Consider the following 18,765-nt stretch of genomic DNA (forward strand, 5'->3'; position numbering starts at 1 on the left):
CTCCGGGCGGAAGCGAGCTTCGACCGGACCGGCGGCCAGCGGACGGCCGAGCAGCGGCACGGAACAGGCCGCATTGGCCGGGCCGACGGCGATCGCGAACTGGTCACTCTGCGGCGCACCGTTCAGGAGAAGCACATTTTCGGCACCCATGAAGGCGGCGACGAAGGCTGAGGCGGGACGGTTATAGACTTCCTCCGGCGTGCCCTGTTGAGCGATCCTGCCTGCATTCAGGATGATGATCCGGTCGGCCATCACCATAGCCTCCTCGCGGTCGTGGGTAACATGGATCGCGGTGATCCCAAGCCGCTTCTGCAGCGCCCGCAACTCGTGGCGCACAGTCAGGCGGATGCGTGCGTCGAGGTTCGACAGCGGCTCGTCGAGCAGCAGGATTTCCGGATCGATGGCGAGCGCCCGACCGAGCGCGACACGCTGGCGCTGGCCTCCTGACAACGCCTGCGGCTTGCGCATCTCCAGCCCATCAAGGCCGAGCAGCGACTGCATGGCGGCAACACGAGTAGCGATCTCGCTGCGCGAAACGCCCTTCAGCTTCAGTCCGTAACCGATGTTCTGCGCCACCGTCATGTGAGGCCAAAGCGCATAGGATTGGAAAACCAGCGCCATGCCGCGTTTGTCGGGCGGAAGGTAAGTCACGTCGCGATGGCGCACCTTCACTTCGCCGGCCGAGGGCCCGATGAAGCCGGCGAGCAAGCGCAGAAGCGTGGTCTTGCCGCAGCCGGACGAACCGAGCAGCGCCACGAATTCGCCCTTGGCGATCGACAGATCGATATCGGTCAGAACCTGCGTGGCGCCATAACGGCTGGCGACACCGCGCAATTCCAGAAAACCGTCCCGTTCCATCGAACCCCCTTTTGCACAGCCGTGCAATCTCGCTGGGGGTTTCTTAGGGCCGGAGTTTTACAGGCGGATGACACCCTGGATTTTTTATTGCCGGATGTCTGGAAGGTGGCCGCTCAGGCTTCGACGGTCAGTGGCGCTTCAAGGCGGGCAAGCGCTTCCTGAAGCTCGTCGGCCCCGGTCGCCACGAAAATCGCTCCTGCTTCTGCCAGGGTTTTCACGCGGCCGGGCCGCGGATCGGCGGGATCGACAAAACCGATCGCCGTCATGCCCGCCGCCCTCGCCCCGGTGATTCCATGGGCGCTGTCGTCTATCACCACGCAACGGGCCGCATCGGCGGACAGGGTTTCGGCGCAGAGATGGAAGAGATCCGGCGCGGGTTTCGGCCGTGCCACCATGTCGGCGCTGAAGATGGAGGGCGCAAAAGCGTTCCAGAGGGGCAAAAGACCAAGGCTTTTCGACAGCCGGTCCGTCGAACTGTTGGAGGCGACGCATTTGCGATGCGGTAACGAGCGAACGAGGCTTTCGATACCGGGCATCGGTTCCAGCGAGCGGGCGAATTCCGGATAGATATCGAGATGCCAGGCCTCGAGGACCGTATCCAGATCGGCAATGCCAAGCTCTTCGGTGCAGATGCGGCGGATGACGCTCGCCGAATTGCCGGTGAAGCGGGCCAGCACCTCTTCGGTGGTGATCGCGGCGCCGGCATCCTGCAGGGCCTTGGCAAGCGTGCGGCTGGCGATCGGCTCGCTGTTGATCAGGACGCCGTCACAATCGAAAATCAGGAGATCTATCTGCATGAAAGTCCAACTTGGGTGAGGCGTCAAAGCCGATTGACGCCGGCTGCACCGTCGGCGACGGCAAAGCTCTGGAAAACGGAGGCGGGGGAATTCTGCTGCTTGCGGTCGGCGACACCGATGAAATCCACCTCGGCCGACCGCTCGCTCAAGCGCATGATCGCATAACCATGCTTGTCCGAGGCAAACTTGAGATGCGGGTTTTCGGCAAGTGCGGTCGCAAGGCTTGCGGCAGACGGCGCGTCCGAGGTGATCGAGCCGCAGACGAATTCACTGGCGATTGCCTGGACCTTTTCGTCGGCGAAATCGCGCTTCACATCAGCGGCGTAGAAGGCATGCAGATCACCGCCGATGATTACCGGGTTCTCGACCGCCGAGGTCTGCACCGCCTCCAGCAGACGACCGCGGGCGGCGCGATAGCCGTCCCAGCCGTCGAGATTGTATGCCGTAGCGGGCCCGGCCTTGGTGTCGCGTTCGGCAAGCAGGGTCTGCTGGGCGATGATGTTCCATTTCGCCTGGCTGGTACCAAGCGTCTTGCCGAGCCATTCTTCCTGTGCGGGGCCGAGCATGGTCCGCTCCGGCCGATCGTCGCCGGCGGAACCCTCGAGTTCCGGCGAGCGGTATTGCCGCGTGTCGAGAAGCGTCACGCCAGCCAGATTGCCGAACCGATAGTGGTCGTAGATGCGGAACGCATCGAATCCGGCGGCAAGGCTCGGATGCACCGGCATGTGCTCGAACCAGGCCTGATATGCGGCGCGGCGGCGGGCAAGGAATTCGGCCGGATTCGGCGCATCGGGGGCGCGGTCATTGGCGTAATTGTTGGTAACCTCGTGATCGTCCCAGACGGCGAGCCAGGGAAAGGCGGCGTGGGCGGCCTGTAGTTGCGGGTCGGATTTGTAGAGAGCATAACGGTCGCGGAATTCGTAGAGCATCGATGGTATGCCGGTCTGGTGCTTGCGCACGAGCTGCGCGCCATAACTCCGCTCATAGATGTAATCTCCGAGATGGACGACGAGATCGAGGTCGCGGCCGGCCATGTCGGCATAGGCGCTGTAGAAACCCTGCTCGTATTGCTGGCAGGAGGCGAAGGCGAGGCGAAGCGAATTGACGCTGTCGGCCGGTGCTGTTCGGGTGCGGCCGACCGGGCTCGTCGCATTGCCGGAGCGGAAACGGTAGAAATACCAGCGGCCGGGTTGAAGGCCCGTGACCTCGACATGCACGGAATGGGCGAATTCGGGGACTGCACGGAATAGGCCTGACCGGACCGGCTTTGAAAAAGCCTCGTCCTCGACGACCGTCCACTCCACGTCGATCGGATCGAGGTTCTGCTTCGGCGCCGGGGCAAAGGGATCGGCGGCGGCGGGCGATGCGTTCTCCAGGATCAGCCGCGTCCAAAGGACGACGCTGTCGGCCCTCGGCGCACCGGAGGCGACACCGAGAGCGAAGGGATCAGTGCTGAAGCTTGCCGCCCGTGCGGAGCCGAGCGGTCGCCAGATGGCAGCCGCCGCCAATCCGCCCAGCAGCAGGCTTCGACGATCAATGAGCGGCATCGAACAGTCCTTCGCGAGCCTTGACCGCAAGGTCCGGGCGGTCAGTGGTAATCTGGCGGAGCGGGCGCTTAAGCCAGAAGGACAGGTCTTCCAATTCGTTCGGAACCCAGACGCCGAGCTTTTCGGGTGGGACAAGCGCGGAGAGCAATTCCCATTCCTCCAGAAGCAGCGCCTTTTCGATCGCCAGCACGTCGGAGACCCGCAGCATGGCTTCGACGGACTGGCGCAAGCCGAGAGCCTGGACGGATTTGTGATTGAGCGACGACAGCCGGCGGATATGCGGCGCGACCTCGCCGATCGTCTTCAGGACTTCACTGCTGAAGCTGGTCAGGAAGGAATTCTCCGCAACGCCGAAACGATCGAGCATCGCGGCAGCCCTGGCTTCGAGGCCTTCATAGGGCGTGCCGTCGGCGTCGGCCTTCAGTTCCACATGCAGTTCGAGGCCGGTCGACGCGTAGATTTCGAGCACGTCTTCGAGCGTCGGAATGTGCTCATCGGTGCCCTTGAGGATCACCGAGCGGTATTCGCCGGCGGCAAGTTCGCTTACCCGGCCGGAGCGTTCGGTAGTGCGGTCGAGCGTCGCGTCATGGATGACGAGGAGTTCGCCGGTGGCGCTCAGGTGCACGTCGAATTCGACCGATTCGACTTCGAGGTCGAGAAGGTTGCGAAAGCCGGTCAGGCTGTTCTCCGCCCAGAGATTGCGGGCGCCGCGATGGCCGACGATGATGGGATTGGTCATTGGAAATACCTCATTTCTATTTGCTGGAGTCTACCAGACCTTTGGTGAACCAGCGTTGCATCAGAAGGATGACGAGCGCGGGCGGCGCCATCACAAAAAAAGAGGCGGCCATGGCGATGTTCCAGGCTGGTTGGGCGTCGGCAACCGGGATCAGGTCCTTCAATCCGATCATCGCCGTCGCCATCGACTTCTCGGTGGTGAAGAGGAGCGGCCAGAGATACTGGTTCCAACCGTAGAGGAAGAGGATGATCGACAGCGCCGCGATATTGGCGCGAGACAGCGGCAACAGCACATCCCAGAAGAATTTCAACGGACCGGCGCCATCGAGCTTGGCCGCCTCGCAGAGTTCGTCCGGTACGGTCAGGAAGAACTGCCGGAACAGGAAGGTCGCGGACGCCGAGGCGATCAGCGGCAGGATGAGGCCGCCGTAACTGTTGATCATGTTCCATTGCAGCGCCGCGTCGAGCTGATAGCCGGTCCTGTCGGCTATGAAGCCCGTCAGGCCGATAGCGTCGAACAACGACCGCAGCGGCCCGCCGGCGTCGGCCACCGCCTCATAGGTCGGGATGATGCGGACTTCGACCGGCAGCATCAGCGAGATGAAGATCAGCCAGAAGGCGGTCATACGGAAGGGAAAGCGGAAATAGGTGACTGCGAAGCCGGCTATCAGCGAGACCGTCAGCTTGCCGACGACAATGCCGACGGTGACGATGAAGGAATTGACGTAGAGCCGGCTGAACTGGCCTTCGTTCCAGGCAAGGACGGTGTTTTCGACGAAATGGCCGCCGGGAACCAGCGGAAACGGCACCTGCTGCACCTCGCCGACCGTCAGCGAACCGGCGACGAAAGCGAAATAGAGCGGCATGCAGACGACGGCTGCGCCGATCAGCAGGACGACATGGCAGAAGATCGACAGGCCCGTATGACGTTCGACCATGGTCACACCTGATAATTGACTTTGCGCTCGACGGCGCGGAACTGCAGGATGGTGAAGAGCACGGCAATCGCCATCAGGATTACCGACTGGGCGGCAGACGAGCCGAGGTCGAGCTGCCGGAAACCGTCCTGATAAACCTTGTAGACCAGGGTGTTGGTGCTGCCGGCGGGTCCGCCGCGCGTCACCGTGTCGATAATGCCGAAGGTCTCGAACAGGCCGTAGACGAAATTCATGACGATCAGGAAGAAAATGGTGGGTGCCGCCATGGGCAATGTCATCGTGAAAAAGCGGCGGACCGGACGGGCGCCGTCGATCGCGGCCGCTTCCATCACTGAGGCAGGCACGGCCAGAAACGCGGCGACGAGGAAGATGTAATCATAGCAGACATGTTTCCAGACCGCCGCGACCGAGACCAGCAGCAGCGCGTCGAACGGCCGGCGGTTCGGGTCCCAGGCGAAGCCCAACTGATGCAGCATCTGGGCGAGCGGGCCGACGGTCGGGTTGAACAGGAAAGCCCAGAGCACGCCGGATATGGCCGGCGCGATCGCATAAGGCAGAAGGATGACGCCCTTGTAGATCGCCCGGCCGCGCATGACGTTGTCGGTGGCGAAGGCCAACAGCCCGGCGATGGCGAGCGTGGCGATACATTGCACAACCGTGAACCACAGCGTCAGGATGGCACTGTCTCGATATTCGGGGCTCGAAAACAGGGTGGTGAAGTTTTCCAGCCCGACGAAGATCATCGTGCCGCCGAACGGATCCACCTGCACGAAGGCGAGCGATAGAGCCTTCCAGGTGGGGATGAAGAAAAAGAAGAGCAGGATCAGCAGCTGCGGCGCGAGAAGGCCGGCGGCCAGCCAGGGCCGCCGGAAATGCGAGGCCTTCAGCCCCGCTTCCGACGTCCCGACCAGGGAGCTGAGGCTCCGCCGCAAGGGCAAACGGGGGCTTGTCGCCACGCCCTCGTTCTCCATCATGATGGCATCACTTGCCGGCATGGAGCTTCTCGTACTGGCGCAGGATTTCGTTGCCGCGCTTGACGGAACTGTCGAGCGCTTCCTGCGGCGTCTTTTTGCCGGTCCACACGGCCTGGATTTCCTCGATCAGGATGGCGGTCGACTGGTTGTGGTTGCCGAAGCGGAAGCCGCGGGAATTGTCGGTCGGCTCGCCGCGCGACAGCTGCTCGATGGCAATTTCGCGGGTCGGGTGATCCTTGAAATAACCTTCAGCCTTCATCTTCTGATAGGCCGCATTGGTGACGGGAACGTAGCCGGTCGCCTTGCTCCACCATTCCTGGGTATCAGGCTGGGCAACGAAGTTGAAGAAAGCTGCGACGCCTGCCTGAACCTCTTCCGACTTGCCCTTGACAGCCCAGAGCGATGCACCGCCGATCGTGCCGTTCCTGACATCGGCGCCTTCCTCATGCGGCATAACCGCAGCGCTCCACTTGAACTTGGCATCGGCTTCGACGCCGGAATGGCTGGCGGTGGAATTGATGATCGTCGCGCAGGTGCCGGAGGTGAAAAGGCTGATCGGGGCAACGCCCTGGCCGGCGATTTTCAGCACGCCGTCATCAACCCACTTCTTGAGACGGGCAACCTGGCCGACAACACCGGTCTTGTTGTAGACAAATTCGGTGTCGAGGCCGGCATACCCATTGGCCCTGGTGGCGAAGGGATAGTTGTTGATCGCCGAATAGTTCTCGATCAGGCTCCACTGGAAATCACCCGGCAGCGCCATCGAGCAATCGGTGATCTTCTTTTCCTTCAGTGCATAAAGCTGCTTTTCGAGGCCCTGCCAGGTGTCGGACGGCGCGTCGAAGCCGGCGGCCTTGAAGGCATCGGCATTGTACCAGAGGATCGGCGTCGACGAGTTGAAGGGAAGTGCTGCCGGCTTGCCGTTGACGATGTAGAAGCCTGCGACCGGCTTGACGAAATCGTTCCAGTCGATCTTGTAGCCTTGCTTGGCCATCAGTTGATCGACCGGGATGACGGCGCCGGAATTCAGCATGGTCATGAACCCGCGCTCGGCAGACTGGAGGATAGCTGGCTGCTGATTGACGCGGTATGCGGCGACCATGGCGGCCATGGTCTCTTCGTAATTGCCCTTGAACGTGCCGACGAGCTCGTACTTGTCCTGCGACTTGTTGAAGTCGGAGATCAGCTGCTGGACGGTATCGCCGAGCTTGCCGGAGATCGCATACCACCATTCGATCTTGACTCGGTCGGCGGCAGTCGCACCCGTCGCGCCCACCAGCAGCGCGCCGGCGGCAAGAAGGCCGGTTATCGATTTCACATATGTCGAAGCCATGTTTCGGATCCCTCCATAATCGGGTCTTTCACGCGACCCGCCCTGTTTCGGTTCTGGCCATCTCCATCAGTCTGGGTTAGCCATGACTTGGATGGGTTAGGTTACACATGTTACACACATGTGACATATGATACTTCAAAGGTGGGGACAATGGAATATCGTGAGCTGATGGTGCGGGCCGCGTGGCTCTATCACGTGGAAAGCCTTACCCAGCAGCAGATCGCCGAGCGGATGAACATCACGCGGCGGCGTGTCAACGAGATCCTATCGGAGGCGCTGGAAGCGGGCGTCGTCAGGATCAGCTTCGATTCCGTGCTGGCCGAAAGCGTCGAGCTGGAGGCGAAATTGCGCAAGCGGTTCGGCCTGCAGGATGCGGTCGTGGTGCCGACGCCGACGGATCCGGCGCTTCTGCATTCGGTGCTCGGACGCGGGGCCGCCGGCTTTCTCGGCCGGCTGATCCAGACGCAGAAACCTGCCTCGATCGGCGTCGGCTGGGGCTCGACGCTGCGCGAGACGATCCAGCACATTCCCTCGCTCAACGAGCCGCAGATCAAGGTGCGGTCGATGATGGGCGGGCTGACGCAGGGCTCCGAAATCAACACGTTCGAGATCGTCCGCGGCTTCGCGCAAGTGCTGAACGCCCAGTGCCGCTATTTCGTGGCGCCGATCTATGCCGAGAGCCCGGAATCGCGCGATGCGATCATCTCCCAGGCAGTGTTCCAACGGACGTTCAAGCAGATCTGCGAGGTGGATGTCGCTTACCTCAGCGTCGGCGACGTGTCGCAGCAGTCGCTGCAGGTGCGCTACGGTCTGCCGGAAGGCATGACCGAGCAGATCCTCAGACAAGCCGGGGCGGTCGGCGACCTGATGGGCCGTTATCTCGACGCCTCCGGCAAGGAAATCGATCATCCGTTGAACCGGCAGGTTCTGGCGCCTGAGATGGAGGATTTTCGCCGCATCGGCTGCCGCATCGTCGCCTCGGGCGGGCCGCACAAGCACAAGATCCTGCAGGCTGTGGCGCAGAACGGGCTGATCAACGTGCTGATCACAGATGCCGACAGCGCCAAGGCGATGCTGGCGGCGAAGTAGTCGTCAGATATTCCTTCGCTTGCCTTCGAGCAGGTCGATGATCGAGTTGGCGGCATCGAGCACGTTGGTGCCGGGGCCGAAGACGGCGGCAACGCCGTTCTCCATCAGGTAGTCGTAATCCTGCCGGGGCACGACGCCACCGACGACGACGACGACGTTTTCGGCATGCCTCTGCTTCAGCGCCTCGACGAGTTGCGGCGCGAGTGTCCTGTGGCCGGCGGCAAGCGACGACATGCCGACCACCTGCACCTTTTCCCTCACCGCCAGATCCGCCGCCTCTTCGGGCGTCTGGAACAGCGGGCCGGCGAGAACCTCGAAACCGATATCGCCGAAAGCCGATGCGATCACCTTGGCGCCGCGGTCGTGTCCGTCCTGGCCGAGCTTGGCGACCATGATCTTCGGCCTTTTGCCAAGCGCTTGAGCATAGCTGCCGAGCCGCGAGACGATCGTCTTGTATTCCGGATCGTCCTCATAGGCGGGTCCGTAGATATCGCTGACCACCTCCGGCACCGCCGAGTGGTCGCCGAAGGCTTGCCGCATCGCGTCGGAGATTTCACCGACGGTGGCGCGGGCACGGGCGGCTTCGATCGCCACTTCCAGCAGGTTTCCCTCGCCGGTTTCGGCCGCTTCCTCAAGGACCGCGAGCGCCGCCGCCACCCGCTTCGGATCCCGCTGCCGGCGAACCTCCTTCAGCCGCTTGATCTGGCCTTTGCGGACCGCGGAATTGTCGATCGCCAGGATGTCGATCTCGTCCTCGTTTTCCAGCCGGTATTTATTGACGCCGACGATGATTTCCTCGCCGCGGTCGACGGCCGCCTGACGGCGGGTGGCAGCCTCCTCGATCAGCCGTTTCGGCAAACCGTCGGCGACCGCCCTGGTCATGCCGCCCATGGCCTCGACCTCCTCGATCAAGGCCCAGGCTTTTTCCGCAAGCTCATTGGTCAGGCTCTCGACATAATAGGATCCGGCCAGCGGATCGACGACCTTCGTCACGCCGGTTTCGTGGCTGAGGATCAGCTGGGTGTTGCGGGCGATGCGGGCGGAAAAATCGGTCGGCAAAGCCATCGCCTCGTCCAGCGCGTTGGTGTGCAGCGATTGGGTGCCGCCGAGCACCGCTGACAGGGCCTCATAGGCCGTGCGGATGACGTTGTTGTAGGGGTCCTGCTCCTGCAGCGAGACGCCCGACGTCTGGCAATGGGTGCGCAGCATCAGCGACGACGCCTTCTGCGGCTTGAACTCCTCCATGATCCGCGACCACAGAAGCCGGGCGGCACGCAGCTTGGCCGCCTCCATGAAGAAATTCATGCCGATCGCGAAGAAAAACGACAGCCGGCCAGCGAACTCGTCGACGCTGAGACCCTTGGCAAGTGCGGCACGGACATATTCGCGGCCGTCGGCCAGCGTGAAGGCGAGTTCCTGGACGAGCGTCGCACCCGCTTCCTGCATATGATAGCCGGATATCGAAATCGAATTGAACTTCGGCATTTCTTTTGCCGTATATTCGATGATGTCGGCGACGATCCGCATCGAGGGCTCGGGCGGATAGATATAGGTGTTGCGGACCATGAACTCCTTCAAAATGTCGTTCTGGATCGTCCCGGAAAGTTCCGCGCGGGAACAGCCTTGCTCCTCGCCGGCGACGATGAACGAGGCAAGGATCGGGATGACCGCGCCGTTCATGGTCATCGACACCGACATGTCCTTCAAGGGAATGCCGTCGAACAGGATCTTCATGTCTTCGACCGAATCGATCGCGACGCCCGCCTTGCCGACATCGCCCTCGACCCGCGGATGGTCGCTGTCGTAGCCGCGATGAGTGGCGAGGTCGAAGGCGACGGAGAGGCCTTTCTGGCCGCCGGCGAGATTGCGGCGGTAGAAGGCGTTCGACGCTTCGGCGGTCGAGAAACCGGCATATTGGCGGATCGTCCACGGCCGTCCAGCATACATGGTGGCGCGCGGGCCTCGCACGAAGGGCTTCATGCCGGGCAGCGAATCCAGATGGTCGATGCCCTCAAGGTCTTGAGCCGTATAGAGCGGCCTGACGTCGATACCCTCGGGCGTGTGCCAGGTCAGCGTGTCGGGCGAGGCTTTGATTTCTTTTGCCGCCAGGGATGCCCAGTCAGCGATTGCCTTATTGGTCATGAGATCATGCCTCCGATGATGCATCCTGTAGGGCGGGACGCGCGCTCTGGGCAGGCCAGTCGCGTACTCCGAAAAGACCAACAACAACATAAGCTATAAGGAATCCGTTGCCGAGCGCTGATCCTTCTACGATCGCGTGCTCGGCCAGTTTCCCCCCAACAGCGATTAGCGCCATGCCCGCGACGTAAATGAGAAAGACCCTGGAGACACGAAGGTGCCCAAAGCAAATTCGCATGATTAAGCTGAAGAAAACTGCGCCCCAAAAGGCCCAAATTCCGCTGTTGTATAAATGAATTCCGTACGGAGCTCCACCTGGCGTCGGGAGACCGATGAGCAGCGAGGTAGCAAGAAACGCAACGTCTGAGTTCAGCGGTGGAAAGCCCATCCATATGAAAAAATGCGCGAAGATTGCCAATGCTGTGCCAAATAATCCGCCAAGCATTGAAGCTATAATCTTGGCCTCTCGTTTCACCCGCGCCTTCACCCCTCGAACTCCATGATCAACTCGTCGACCGCCAGGCTTTGGCCCTGGCTCGCGGCGACCCGTTTGACCACGCCCTTCCTCTCCGCCTTCAGCACGTTTTCCATCTTCATCGCCTCGACGGTCGCCAGCGTCTGGCCGGCTTCGACGATGTCGCCGACTTTCACCGAGACGGAGGTGATGACGCCGGGCATGGGGCAGAGCAGCATTCTCGAAGTGTCCGGCGGCAGTTTTTTCGGCATCAGGCGGGCAAGTTCGGCAACGCGGGGCGAACGGACGCGGGCGGTTACGTCTATGCCCCGCCAGCGCAGCCGGATGGCCGAGCCGACGAGGTTGACCTTGACGCCCATCGTCTCGCCGCCGACCTGGAAGCGGGCGTGTTGCTGGCCCGGAAGCCAGCCGCCGGCGACGGAAAGCGGCGTTCCGTCGGCAAAGCGGACGCCGGTGCCGTCAGGCCCGGTTTCGAGCGTTACGGCTTCCTCGAAACCGGCGAGCGTTACCACCCAATCCTTGCCGATCACCCGGCGATGATTGCCGATCGTGCCGGAGATCTGCACCGCGCGCTCCTGCAGCGCCTGATTGACCAGGACGGCGATGGCGGCGAGCTTCTTTGCCGCCGCCTCGTCCGGATGCACACCGGAAAAGCCTTCCGGGAACTCTTCGGCGATGAAGGCGGTGGTGATGTTTCCGGAGCGGAATCGGCCATGCCCCATGACGGCCGACAGGAAAGGCAGGTTATGGCCGATGCCATCCACCTCGAAATCGTCCAGAGCCTTACCCATTGCGTCGATCGCGGCCAAACGCTCGGGCGCCCAGGTGCAGAGTTTTGCGATCATCGGGTCATAATACATCGAGATCTCGCCGCCTTCGAAGACGCCGGTATCGTTGCGCACCACGGTATCGTCGTCCTGCCGGCCCTCGGCGGGCGGGCGGTAGCGGGTCAGCCGGCCGATCGAGGGTAGGAAATTGCGGTAGGGATCCTCGGCGTATAGCCGGCTTTCGATCGCCCAGCCATTCAGCTTGACGTCGTCCTGACCAAAGGACAGTTTCTCGCCTGACGCAACGCGGATCATCTGCTCGACGAGATCGATGCCGGTGACGAGCTCAGTCACCGGATGCTCCACCTGCAGACGGGTGTTCATCTCGAGGAAATAGAAATTTCTGGCGCCGTCGACGATGAACTCGACAGTGCCGGCCGAGAAATAACCAACCGCTTTCGCGAGTGCGACGGCCTGCTCGCCCATGGCCTTGCGCGTTGCCGCGTCGAGGAAGGGCGACGGTGCCTCCTCGATGACCTTCTGGTTGCGGCGCTGTATCGAGCATTCGCGCTCGCCGAGATAAAGCGTGGTGCCGTGTTGATCGCCGAGCACCTGGATTTCGATATGGCGCGGCTGGTCGACGAACTTTTCGATGAAGATGCGGTCGTCGCCGAACGAGTTCTTCGCCTCGTTGCGGGAGGACTGGAAACCCTCGCGCGCCTCGGTATCGTTCCAGGCGATGCGCATGCCCTTGCCGCCGCCGCCGGCCGAAGCCTTGATCATCACAGGATAACCGATCGAGGCGGAGATTTTTACCGCCTCCTCGGCATCTTCGATCAGGCCCATATGGCCGGGAACGGTGGAGACGCCGGCGTCGGCTGCGATCTTCTTCGAGGTGATCTTGTCGCCCATCGCCTGGATGGCTTTGACCGGGGGGCCGATGAAGGCAACGCCTGCCTTTTCCAGCGCCTGCGCAAACGCTGCGTTTTCCGACAGGAACCCATAACCGGGGTGCACGGCATCGGCTCCGGTCTTCCTGATTGCCTCGAGTATCCTGTCAATGACGATATAGGACTGGCTGGACGGCGCCGGGCCGATATGCACCGCCTCGTCGGCCATCCGTACATGCAGCGCCTCGGCATCCGCGTCCGAATAGACGGCGACCGTCGCAATGCCCATCTTTTTTGCGGTCTTGATGACCCGGCAGGCGATCTCGCCACGGTTGGCGATGAGGATTTTCTTAAACGCCGCCATCAAACCTCCAAAACGTCTTCGAAAGCCTGGGGAAAGTTTTTCCGCGCCAGGCTCTCGTTGATACGTAACATCGCCTGATAGGAGGCGGGGTCGAACGCGCGGTCTGCCGGGATCACTTCCCGTCCCAGCAAACGCGACAAGCGTTCGCCATCGAGATTGCCGCGCTCAAAGGGTTCCGCTCCGAAATAATGCCAAAGGGAATGCATGAAGGCGGTATCGGCCAGGGCGACCGTCTGATCCCGGCTGGGATGGCGCGGCCATTGTCCCAGCACCGTCACCTTGGGATTCGCCCGACGAATGGTGAACTGCCACTGCGTTCCAGTTAAACCCGACGGAAAGCCACGATGTTTGGTCATTTCGGGGATTTTGGGCATCATGGTCTCCTGCGGTATTTCATGGCTGCGGCCGCTCTTGTCACAGGGGGCGTCACAGCGGGATCGTGTCGTGTTTTTTCCAATGCGTCGTTACCTGCTTGTTGCGCAGCGAGGCAAACGCCCGGGCGATGCGGCGGCGGGACGAATGGGGCATGATCACCTCGTCGATGAAGCCTCGCTCGGCCGCCACGAACGGGTTGGCGAAACGCTCCTCGTATTCCTTCGTCCGCGCCGCGATCTTGTCCGCGTCACCGAGTTCGGAGCGGTAGAGGATCTCGGTCGCTCCCTTGGCGCCCATCACGGCGATTTCGGCTGTCGGCCAGGCATAATTGAAGTCGGCGCCGATATGCTTCGAGGCCATGACGTCATAGGCGCCGCCATAGGCTTTTCGCGTGATCAGCGTGACCATCGGGACGGTCGCTTCGGAATAAGCGAACAGCAGTTTTGCACCATGCTTGATGACGCCGCCATATTCCTGGGCCACGCCGGGAAGGAAACCCGGCACGTCCACCAGGGTCAGGATCGGGATCGAGAACGCGTCGCAGAAACGCACGAAACGGGCGGCCTTGCGGGAACTGTCGATGTCCAGGCAGCCGGCCAGCACCATCGGCTGGTTGGCGACGACGCCAACCGTCTGGCCTTCGAGGCGGATGAAGCCGGTGATGATGTTTCGCGCATAGGCTTCCTGAATCTCGAAGAAATCGCCCTCGTCGGCGATCGCATAGATCAGTTCCTTCATGTCGTAGGGTTTTGCGGCGCTGTCCGGGATCAGGCTGTCGAGGCGGCTCTCGACGCGGGCCGGATCGTCGTGGAAGGGACGGACCGGCGGCTTTTCGCGATTGTTCAGGGGCAGGAAATCGAAGAGCTGGCGGACGGCTTCGAGCGCCTCGATGTCATTCTCGAAGGCGGCATCGGCGACCGACGACTTCTTCGTGTGGGTGCCCGCGCCGCCGAGTTCTTCGGCGGTGACGATCTCGTTGGTGACGGTCTTCACCACATCCGGACCTGTGACGAACATGTAGGAACTGTCGCGCACCATGAAGATGAAGTCGGTCATGGCCGGCGAATAGACCGCGCCGCCGGCGCAGGGGCCCATGATGACGGAAATCTGCGGCACGACGCCGGAGGCCTCTGCATTGCGGCGGAAAACTTCGGCGTAACCGGCGAGCGACGCGACGCCTTCCTGAATACGGGCGCCGCCACTGTCATTCAGGCCGATCACCGGGGCGCCGACGCGCACCGCCATGTCCATGATCTTGCAGATTTTTTGCGCATGGGTCTCGGAGAGCGAGCCGCCGAGAACGGTAAAGTCCTGGGAGAAAACATAGACCTGGCGGCCGTTGATCGTCCCCCAACCGGTGACGACGCCGTCGCCCGCGACCTTCTGTTCGGCCATGCCGAAATCCACCGCGCGGTGGGTCACGTACATGTCGAACTCCTCGAACGAGCCCTCGTCGAGCAGGACCTCGATGCGCTCGCGGGCAGTCAGCTTGCCCTTGGCATGCTGCGCCTCGATACGCTTGCTCCCCCCGCCAAGTCTTGCCTCCGCACGGCGTTTTTCGACTTCACCCAGAACTGCCCGCATGTCTGCTCCCGGTATTCCATTAGGCATTACTTAGCGTCTTGCGCCCCGACGGGAAACCGCGGAACGCGCATCTATACGAATTGATAAGAGCGTGAACCGGAAAATGCAAAACGCCGGAAAACATACGACGGCAATTAGAGCGCGGTTTCGCCCGAATTCGTCTTGATGATGTTGATGAAGGCCTCGGCCGTCCAGGACAGCGGCGCGCCGGGCATGGTGATGATCCCGTAATCGGCGATCTTGTCCGGCACGAAGGGCCGCATGGCGAGCGCATCGCTGCGAAAGAATTCGGCGATCAGCGACGGCACGATGGCGATGCCGAGGCCCTGGGCTGCACAGGCGCAGGCCGTTTCGACCGAATGGACTTCGAGGCTGCAGCGGTAGGTCGGCACCATACGGCGCAGTTCGTGTTCCAGCTCGTTGCGGTTGACGCGCTGTCGACCGAGCAGGATCAGGTCGTTGCGAGCGAGATCGTTGACATCAATCGCCTGCTTGGCGGCCAGCGGATGGCCGGCCGGCATCACGCAGGTCGTGCCGCTGGCAAAGAGCGGGCGGGCGTCGAAGGAATGTTCCTCCGGCGGCAGTCGAACGAAGCCGAGATCGGCGACGCGGCCGCGCACCATCCGCTCTATCGCATCATAGGGGCCGCTCAGGATTTCCACCGTGACGCGCGGATGATCGGCCTTGAAGCGGGCGAGGATCGGCGGCAGCATGGTGGTCGCGAGGCTGTGCGGGAAGGCGACCCGGATCAGTGCCTCGCCGAAGGCGCCGGAGCGGACGTCGCCGACCTTGACGCGCAGCCGGGCGACGCTCTCGGCGACATCATCTACCTCGTCGACCAGGAGATGCGCTTCCGGCCGCGGGATCAGACGGCCCTTGTCGCGCAGGAAGAGTTCGCGCCCGATCTCCTCTTCCAGCGACGCGAGCTGGCGGCTGATCGCCGACTGCGACAGGCCGAGCTGGGCGGCGGCTGCCATCGTCGAACCGGTATCCATGATCGTCTTGAAGATTTCGAGCTGCTTGAAATTCATGTCGCGATCCTACGGAAGGCGGCGGCGAACACAAGCAAAGACATCGAACAAGGTTTCCACGCGCAAAACGCATAGGACCATGCGTTCCGCGCATAATATTGCGCATCCTTCCCGGACGGCTATCGTCTGCGTCAACAAAGAGAAAAAGGGAACGTCTTTCATGAAAATTCTCTGTCCCTGCGGGACGAAGGATAAGCGGGAGCGCATGCTATGACGGTTTTCGTCATCCGCCGCTTCCTGCAGAGCATCGCCGTCCTCATCGTGACCGCGATCATCGTCTTCATCGGCATCTACGCGATCGGCGACCCGGCCGAAATGCTGATCGCTCCGGATGCGAGCCCTGCGGAACGCGCCCAGGTGGTCGCCTCGCTCGGCCTCGACAAGCCGCTCTGGGAACAGTTCTTCACCTTCGCCTGGAATGCGCTGCATGGGGACCTCGGCCGTTCCTTCGTCTTCAACCGTCCGTCCATCAGCCTGATCTTCGAGCGCCTGCCGGCGACGCTGGAGTTGACGCTGACCGGCCTCGTCTTCGCGCTGCTGCTCGGCATTCCGCTCGGCCTGCTGTCCGGCCTGAAGCCGAACAGCGCCACCGACGAAGTGATCATGACCGGCTCGATCTTCGGTTTCTCGTTGCCGAGCTTCTGGCAGGGCATGATGCTGATCATGATCTTCTCCGTCTGGCTCGGCTGGCTGCCCTCCACCGGACGCGGCCAGATGGGCGAATTTCTTGGGCTCCATTCAAGCCTCTTCACGCTGGACGGCCTGACGCATCTCATCCTGCCGGCAATCAATCTGTCGCTGTTCAAACTCTCTCTGGTCATCCGCCTCACCCGCACCGGGGTGCGCGAAACCATGCCGCTCGATTTCGTCAAGTTCGCGCGCGCCAAGGGCATTTCCGAACGGCGCATCGTCTTCGTGCATGTGTTCAAGAACATCCTGATCCCGCTGATCACCGTGATCGGCCTGGAACTCGGCAGCATGCTCGCCTTTGCGGTGGTGACGGAGACGATCTTCGCCTGGCCGGGGATCGGCAAGCTTTTGATCGACAGCATCATGCGGCTCGACCGGCCTGTCGTGGTTGCCTATCTGCTGGTCATCGTCAGCCTGTTCATCTTCATCAATTTCGTCGTCGACGTGCTCTATTCGCTGGTCGATCCCCGCGTCCGGCTGGGAGGTGCCCAGTGACCGTTCGCGCCCTTTTTGCTGAAGACATGCTGCTCGGCAGACTGTTTACCGGCATCGGCCGCAGTCCGAAGGCGGTCGTTGCCGCCATCGTCTGCATCATCCTCCTGTTTGCCGCAGTCATTGGACCTTACCTGACGCCCCAGAACCCGTTCGATCTCGCGGTCCTGGACATCCTCGATTCCAAGCTGCCGCCCGGCTCGCAGAGCATGGACGGCATGAACTACTGGCTCGGCACCGACGGCCAGGGCCGCGACATGTTTTCGGCGATGATCTACGGCCTGCGCACCAGCCTCGGCGTTGGTGTTTTTTCCGGTCTCGTCGCGCTCGTCGTCGGCACCGTGCTTGGCCTGATCGCCGCTTATTTCGGCGGGCGCATCGACACGCTGATCATGCGTATCGTCGATCTGATGCTCGGCTTTCCGACCATCCTCGTGGCGCTGATGCTGCTGGCACTTCTCGGCCAGGGCCTCTGGAAGGTGATCTTCGCGCTGATCTTGGTGCAATGGGCGACATTTGCCCGCGCCGTCAGGAGTGCGGCGCTTGTCGAGAAGAACAAGGACTATGTCGAGGCCGCGGTGACGCTTGGCATCGGCACCCCGCGCATCCTGATCGGCCATATCCTGCCCAACTGTCTGCCGCCGTTGATCGTCATCGGCATGCTGCAGGTGGCGAACGCCATTTCGGCGGAAGCGACCCTCTCCTTCCTCGGCATCGGCCTGCCGATCACCGAACCGTCGCTCGGGCTGCTGATCGCCAACGGCTACCAGCTTCTGATGTCCGGCGAATACTGGATCAGCGTCTATCCGGGCGTGCTGCTGCTCGTGCTGGTGTTCTCGATCAACATCGTCGGCGACCGGTTGCGCGAAGTCCTCAATCCCCGACTTGGCGAAAGGTGAGCGCGATGACACCCGTCCTCGAAGTCAAGAACCTTTCCACCCATTTCATGACCCGTCGCGGCGTGCTGAAGGCCGTCGACGACGTGAGCTTCACGGTCGGTCAGCGGGAGATCGTCGGGCTTGTCGGCGAATCCGGCTCCGGCAAATCGATCACCGGCTTCTCGATTCTCGGCCTCGTCGATCCGCCGGGTCGGGTGGTGAGCGGCCAGATCCTGTTCAACGGCGAAGACCTGCTGACGAAATCGCCGACAGCGATGCGGGCCATCCGTGGCAAACGCATCGCGATGATCTTCCAGGATCCGATGATGACGCTGAACCCGGTTCTCTCGGTGGCCACCCAGATGATCGAGACCGTGCAGGCGCATGACCGGGTTTCACGCGCAGAAGCCCGTGCCCGGTCTCGCGATGCGCTCGGCCTCGTCGGCATTCCCTCTCCGGAGGAGCGGCTGGATTCCTATCCGCACCAATTTTCCGGGGGCATGCGCCAGCGCGTGGCAATTGCGATTGCGCTGCTGCACCGGCCGGACCTGATCATCGCCGACGAACCGACGACGGCGCTCGACGTGACGATCCAGTCGCAGATCCTGTTCGAGATCAAACGGCTGGCCGGTGAGTTCGGCATGGCGCTGATCTGGATCAGCCACGATCTCGGCGTCGTCGCGGCGCTCGCGGACCGGATCATGGTCATGTATGCGGGCCGCATCGTCGAGGCGGGACAGGTCGATGGGGTGCTCACCGCGCCACGCCATCCCTACCCGTCCGGCCTGCTCTGCGCCGTGCCTGCG

17 protein-coding genes are annotated in these 18,765 nt (G+C 62.2%); 4 read left to right on the plus strand and 13 right to left on the minus strand.

Annotated features, from left to right (window positions below; genetic code table 11):
- The 7 genes from MOV61_RS19950 to MOV61_RS19980 all read right to left on the minus strand — a co-directional run.
- Nucleotides 1-858 (minus strand): ABC transporter ATP-binding protein (locus MOV61_RS19950; RefSeq protein WP_247137810.1); only part of this gene is annotated, 858 nt, incomplete at its 3' end.
- Nucleotides 859-971: 113 nt separating this feature from the next.
- Nucleotides 972-1,655, minus strand: a complete 684-nt coding sequence (locus MOV61_RS19955; protein WP_247137811.1) for an HAD family phosphatase — start codon at nt 1,653-1,655, stop codon at nt 972-974.
- A 23-nt stretch (nt 1,656-1,678) separates the two neighbouring features.
- Complete coding sequence (locus tag MOV61_RS19960) at nt 1,679-3,202, minus strand: alkaline phosphatase (RefSeq protein ID WP_247137812.1); 1,524 nt, start codon at nt 3,200-3,202, stop codon at nt 1,679-1,681.
- Nucleotides 3,189-3,941 carry a glycerophosphodiester phosphodiesterase family protein gene (locus MOV61_RS19965; RefSeq protein ID WP_247137813.1) on the minus strand — a complete coding sequence of 251 codons (753 nt, stop codon included), beginning with the start codon at nt 3,939-3,941 and terminating at the stop codon, nt 3,189-3,191. The genes MOV61_RS19960 and MOV61_RS19965 overlap by 14 nt, the downstream gene beginning before the upstream one ends.
- A gap of 16 nt (nt 3,942-3,957) precedes the next feature.
- Complete coding sequence (locus MOV61_RS19970; RefSeq protein ID WP_247137814.1) at nt 3,958-4,878, minus strand: ABC transporter permease subunit; 921 nt, start codon at nt 4,876-4,878, stop codon at nt 3,958-3,960.
- Between the two features lie 2 nt (nt 4,879-4,880).
- On the minus strand, nt 4,881-5,873 hold the full coding sequence (locus MOV61_RS19975; RefSeq protein ID WP_247137815.1) for an ABC transporter permease subunit: 993 nt from the start codon (nt 5,871-5,873) through the stop codon (nt 4,881-4,883).
- Nucleotides 5,860-7,185: an extracellular solute-binding protein gene (locus MOV61_RS19980; protein ID WP_247137816.1), complete on the minus strand. Its 1,326-nt coding sequence runs from the start codon at nt 7,183-7,185 to the stop codon at nt 5,860-5,862. Before MOV61_RS19980 ends, MOV61_RS19975 begins: the two co-directional genes overlap by 14 nt.
- Before the next feature lie 150 nt (nt 7,186-7,335).
- Here MOV61_RS19980 and MOV61_RS19985 point away from each other — a divergent pair, with 150 nt between their 5' ends.
- Nucleotides 7,336-8,274 carry a sugar-binding transcriptional regulator gene (locus MOV61_RS19985; RefSeq protein ID WP_247137817.1) on the plus strand — a complete coding sequence of 313 codons (939 nt, stop codon included), beginning with the start codon at nt 7,336-7,338 and terminating at the stop codon, nt 8,272-8,274.
- A gap of 3 nt (nt 8,275-8,277) precedes the next feature.
- On the opposite strand, the gene scpA is transcribed toward MOV61_RS19985, so the two are convergent.
- From scpA to MOV61_RS20015, 6 genes are all read right to left on the minus strand, one after another.
- Nucleotides 8,278-10,416, minus strand: a complete 2,139-nt coding sequence (gene scpA, locus MOV61_RS19990) for a methylmalonyl-CoA mutase (RefSeq protein ID WP_247137818.1) — start codon at nt 10,414-10,416, stop codon at nt 8,278-8,280.
- Between the two features lie 4 nt (nt 10,417-10,420).
- The gene (locus MOV61_RS19995) at nt 10,421-10,900 is read right to left on the minus strand and encodes a hypothetical protein (protein ID WP_247137819.1); all 480 of its coding nucleotides are present in this window, start codon (nt 10,898-10,900) and stop codon (nt 10,421-10,423) included.
- A complete protein-coding gene (locus MOV61_RS20000; protein ID WP_247137820.1) occupies nt 10,897-12,909 on the minus strand; it encodes an acetyl/propionyl/methylcrotonyl-CoA carboxylase subunit alpha in 2,013 nt (670 codons plus the stop codon). The genes MOV61_RS19995 and MOV61_RS20000 overlap by 4 nt, the downstream gene beginning before the upstream one ends.
- Nucleotides 12,909-13,283 (minus strand): hypothetical protein, encoded by a 375-nt coding sequence (locus tag MOV61_RS20005; RefSeq protein ID WP_038549891.1) that lies wholly within the window; start codon nt 13,281-13,283, stop codon nt 12,909-12,911. The genes MOV61_RS20000 and MOV61_RS20005 overlap by 1 nt, the downstream gene beginning before the upstream one ends.
- Nucleotides 13,284-13,335: 52 nt before the next feature.
- Nucleotides 13,336-14,868: an acyl-CoA carboxylase subunit beta gene (locus tag MOV61_RS20010; protein WP_247137821.1), complete on the minus strand. Its 1,533-nt coding sequence runs from the start codon at nt 14,866-14,868 to the stop codon at nt 13,336-13,338.
- Nucleotides 14,869-15,002: 134 nt separating this feature from the next.
- Nucleotides 15,003-15,899: a LysR family transcriptional regulator gene (locus tag MOV61_RS20015; RefSeq protein WP_038591833.1), complete on the minus strand. Its 897-nt coding sequence runs from the start codon at nt 15,897-15,899 to the stop codon at nt 15,003-15,005.
- Nucleotides 15,900-16,109: 210 nt separating this feature from the next.
- Between MOV61_RS20015 and MOV61_RS20020 the strand changes: the two genes are divergently transcribed.
- The 3 genes from MOV61_RS20020 to MOV61_RS20030 form a co-directional block, all read left to right on the plus strand.
- Nucleotides 16,110-17,084, plus strand: a complete 975-nt coding sequence (locus MOV61_RS20020) for an ABC transporter permease (protein WP_038547599.1) — start codon at nt 16,110-16,112, stop codon at nt 17,082-17,084.
- Nucleotides 17,081-17,980 (plus strand): ABC transporter permease, encoded by a 900-nt coding sequence (locus MOV61_RS20025; protein ID WP_247137822.1) that lies wholly within the window; start codon nt 17,081-17,083, stop codon nt 17,978-17,980. The genes MOV61_RS20020 and MOV61_RS20025 overlap by 4 nt, the downstream gene beginning before the upstream one ends.
- 5 nt (nt 17,981-17,985) lie before the next feature.
- Nucleotides 17,986-18,765 (plus strand): ABC transporter ATP-binding protein (locus MOV61_RS20030; protein WP_247137823.1); only part of this gene is annotated, 780 nt, incomplete at its 3' end.

Source organism: Neorhizobium sp. BETTINA12A, from assembly GCF_023006485.1.
GTDB lineage: Bacteria > Pseudomonadota > Alphaproteobacteria > Rhizobiales > Rhizobiaceae > Neorhizobium.

What these genes read in the sequence shown, in the direction of transcription:
- MOV61_RS20020 (WP_038547599.1), top strand. Translation starts at nt 16,110, where the DNA reads ATGACGGTTTTCGTCATCCGCCGCTTCCTGCAGAGCATCGCCGTCCTC.
- MOV61_RS20000 (WP_247137820.1), bottom strand. Translation starts at nt 12,909, where the DNA reads ATGGCGGCGTTTAAGAAAATCCTCATCGCCAACCGTGGCGAGATCGCC.
- MOV61_RS19960 (WP_247137812.1), bottom strand. Translation starts at nt 3,202, where the DNA reads ATGCCGCTCATTGATCGTCGAAGCCTGCTGCTGGGCGGATTGGCGGCG.
- MOV61_RS19985 (WP_247137817.1), top strand. Translation starts at nt 7,336, where the DNA reads ATGGAATATCGTGAGCTGATGGTGCGGGCCGCGTGGCTCTATCACGTG.
- MOV61_RS19975 (WP_247137815.1), bottom strand. Translation starts at nt 5,873, where the DNA reads ATGCCGGCAAGTGATGCCATCATGATGGAGAACGAGGGCGTGGCGACA.
- MOV61_RS20010 (WP_247137821.1), bottom strand. Translation starts at nt 14,868, where the DNA reads ATGCGGGCAGTTCTGGGTGAAGTCGAAAAACGCCGTGCGGAGGCAAGA.
- MOV61_RS20005 (WP_038549891.1), bottom strand. Translation starts at nt 13,283, where the DNA reads ATGCCCAAAATCCCCGAAATGACCAAACATCGTGGCTTTCCGTCGGGT.
- scpA (WP_247137818.1), bottom strand. Translation starts at nt 10,416, where the DNA reads ATGACCAATAAGGCAATCGCTGACTGGGCATCCCTGGCGGCAAAAGAA.
- MOV61_RS19965 (WP_247137813.1), bottom strand. Translation starts at nt 3,941, where the DNA reads ATGACCAATCCCATCATCGTCGGCCATCGCGGCGCCCGCAATCTCTGG.
- MOV61_RS19955 (WP_247137811.1), bottom strand. Translation starts at nt 1,655, where the DNA reads ATGCAGATAGATCTCCTGATTTTCGATTGTGACGGCGTCCTGATCAAC.
- MOV61_RS19980 (WP_247137816.1), bottom strand. Translation starts at nt 7,185, where the DNA reads ATGGCTTCGACATATGTGAAATCGATAACCGGCCTTCTTGCCGCCGGC.
- MOV61_RS19970 (WP_247137814.1), bottom strand. Translation starts at nt 4,878, where the DNA reads ATGGTCGAACGTCATACGGGCCTGTCGATCTTCTGCCATGTCGTCCTG.
- MOV61_RS20015 (WP_038591833.1), bottom strand. Translation starts at nt 15,899, where the DNA reads ATGAATTTCAAGCAGCTCGAAATCTTCAAGACGATCATGGATACCGGT.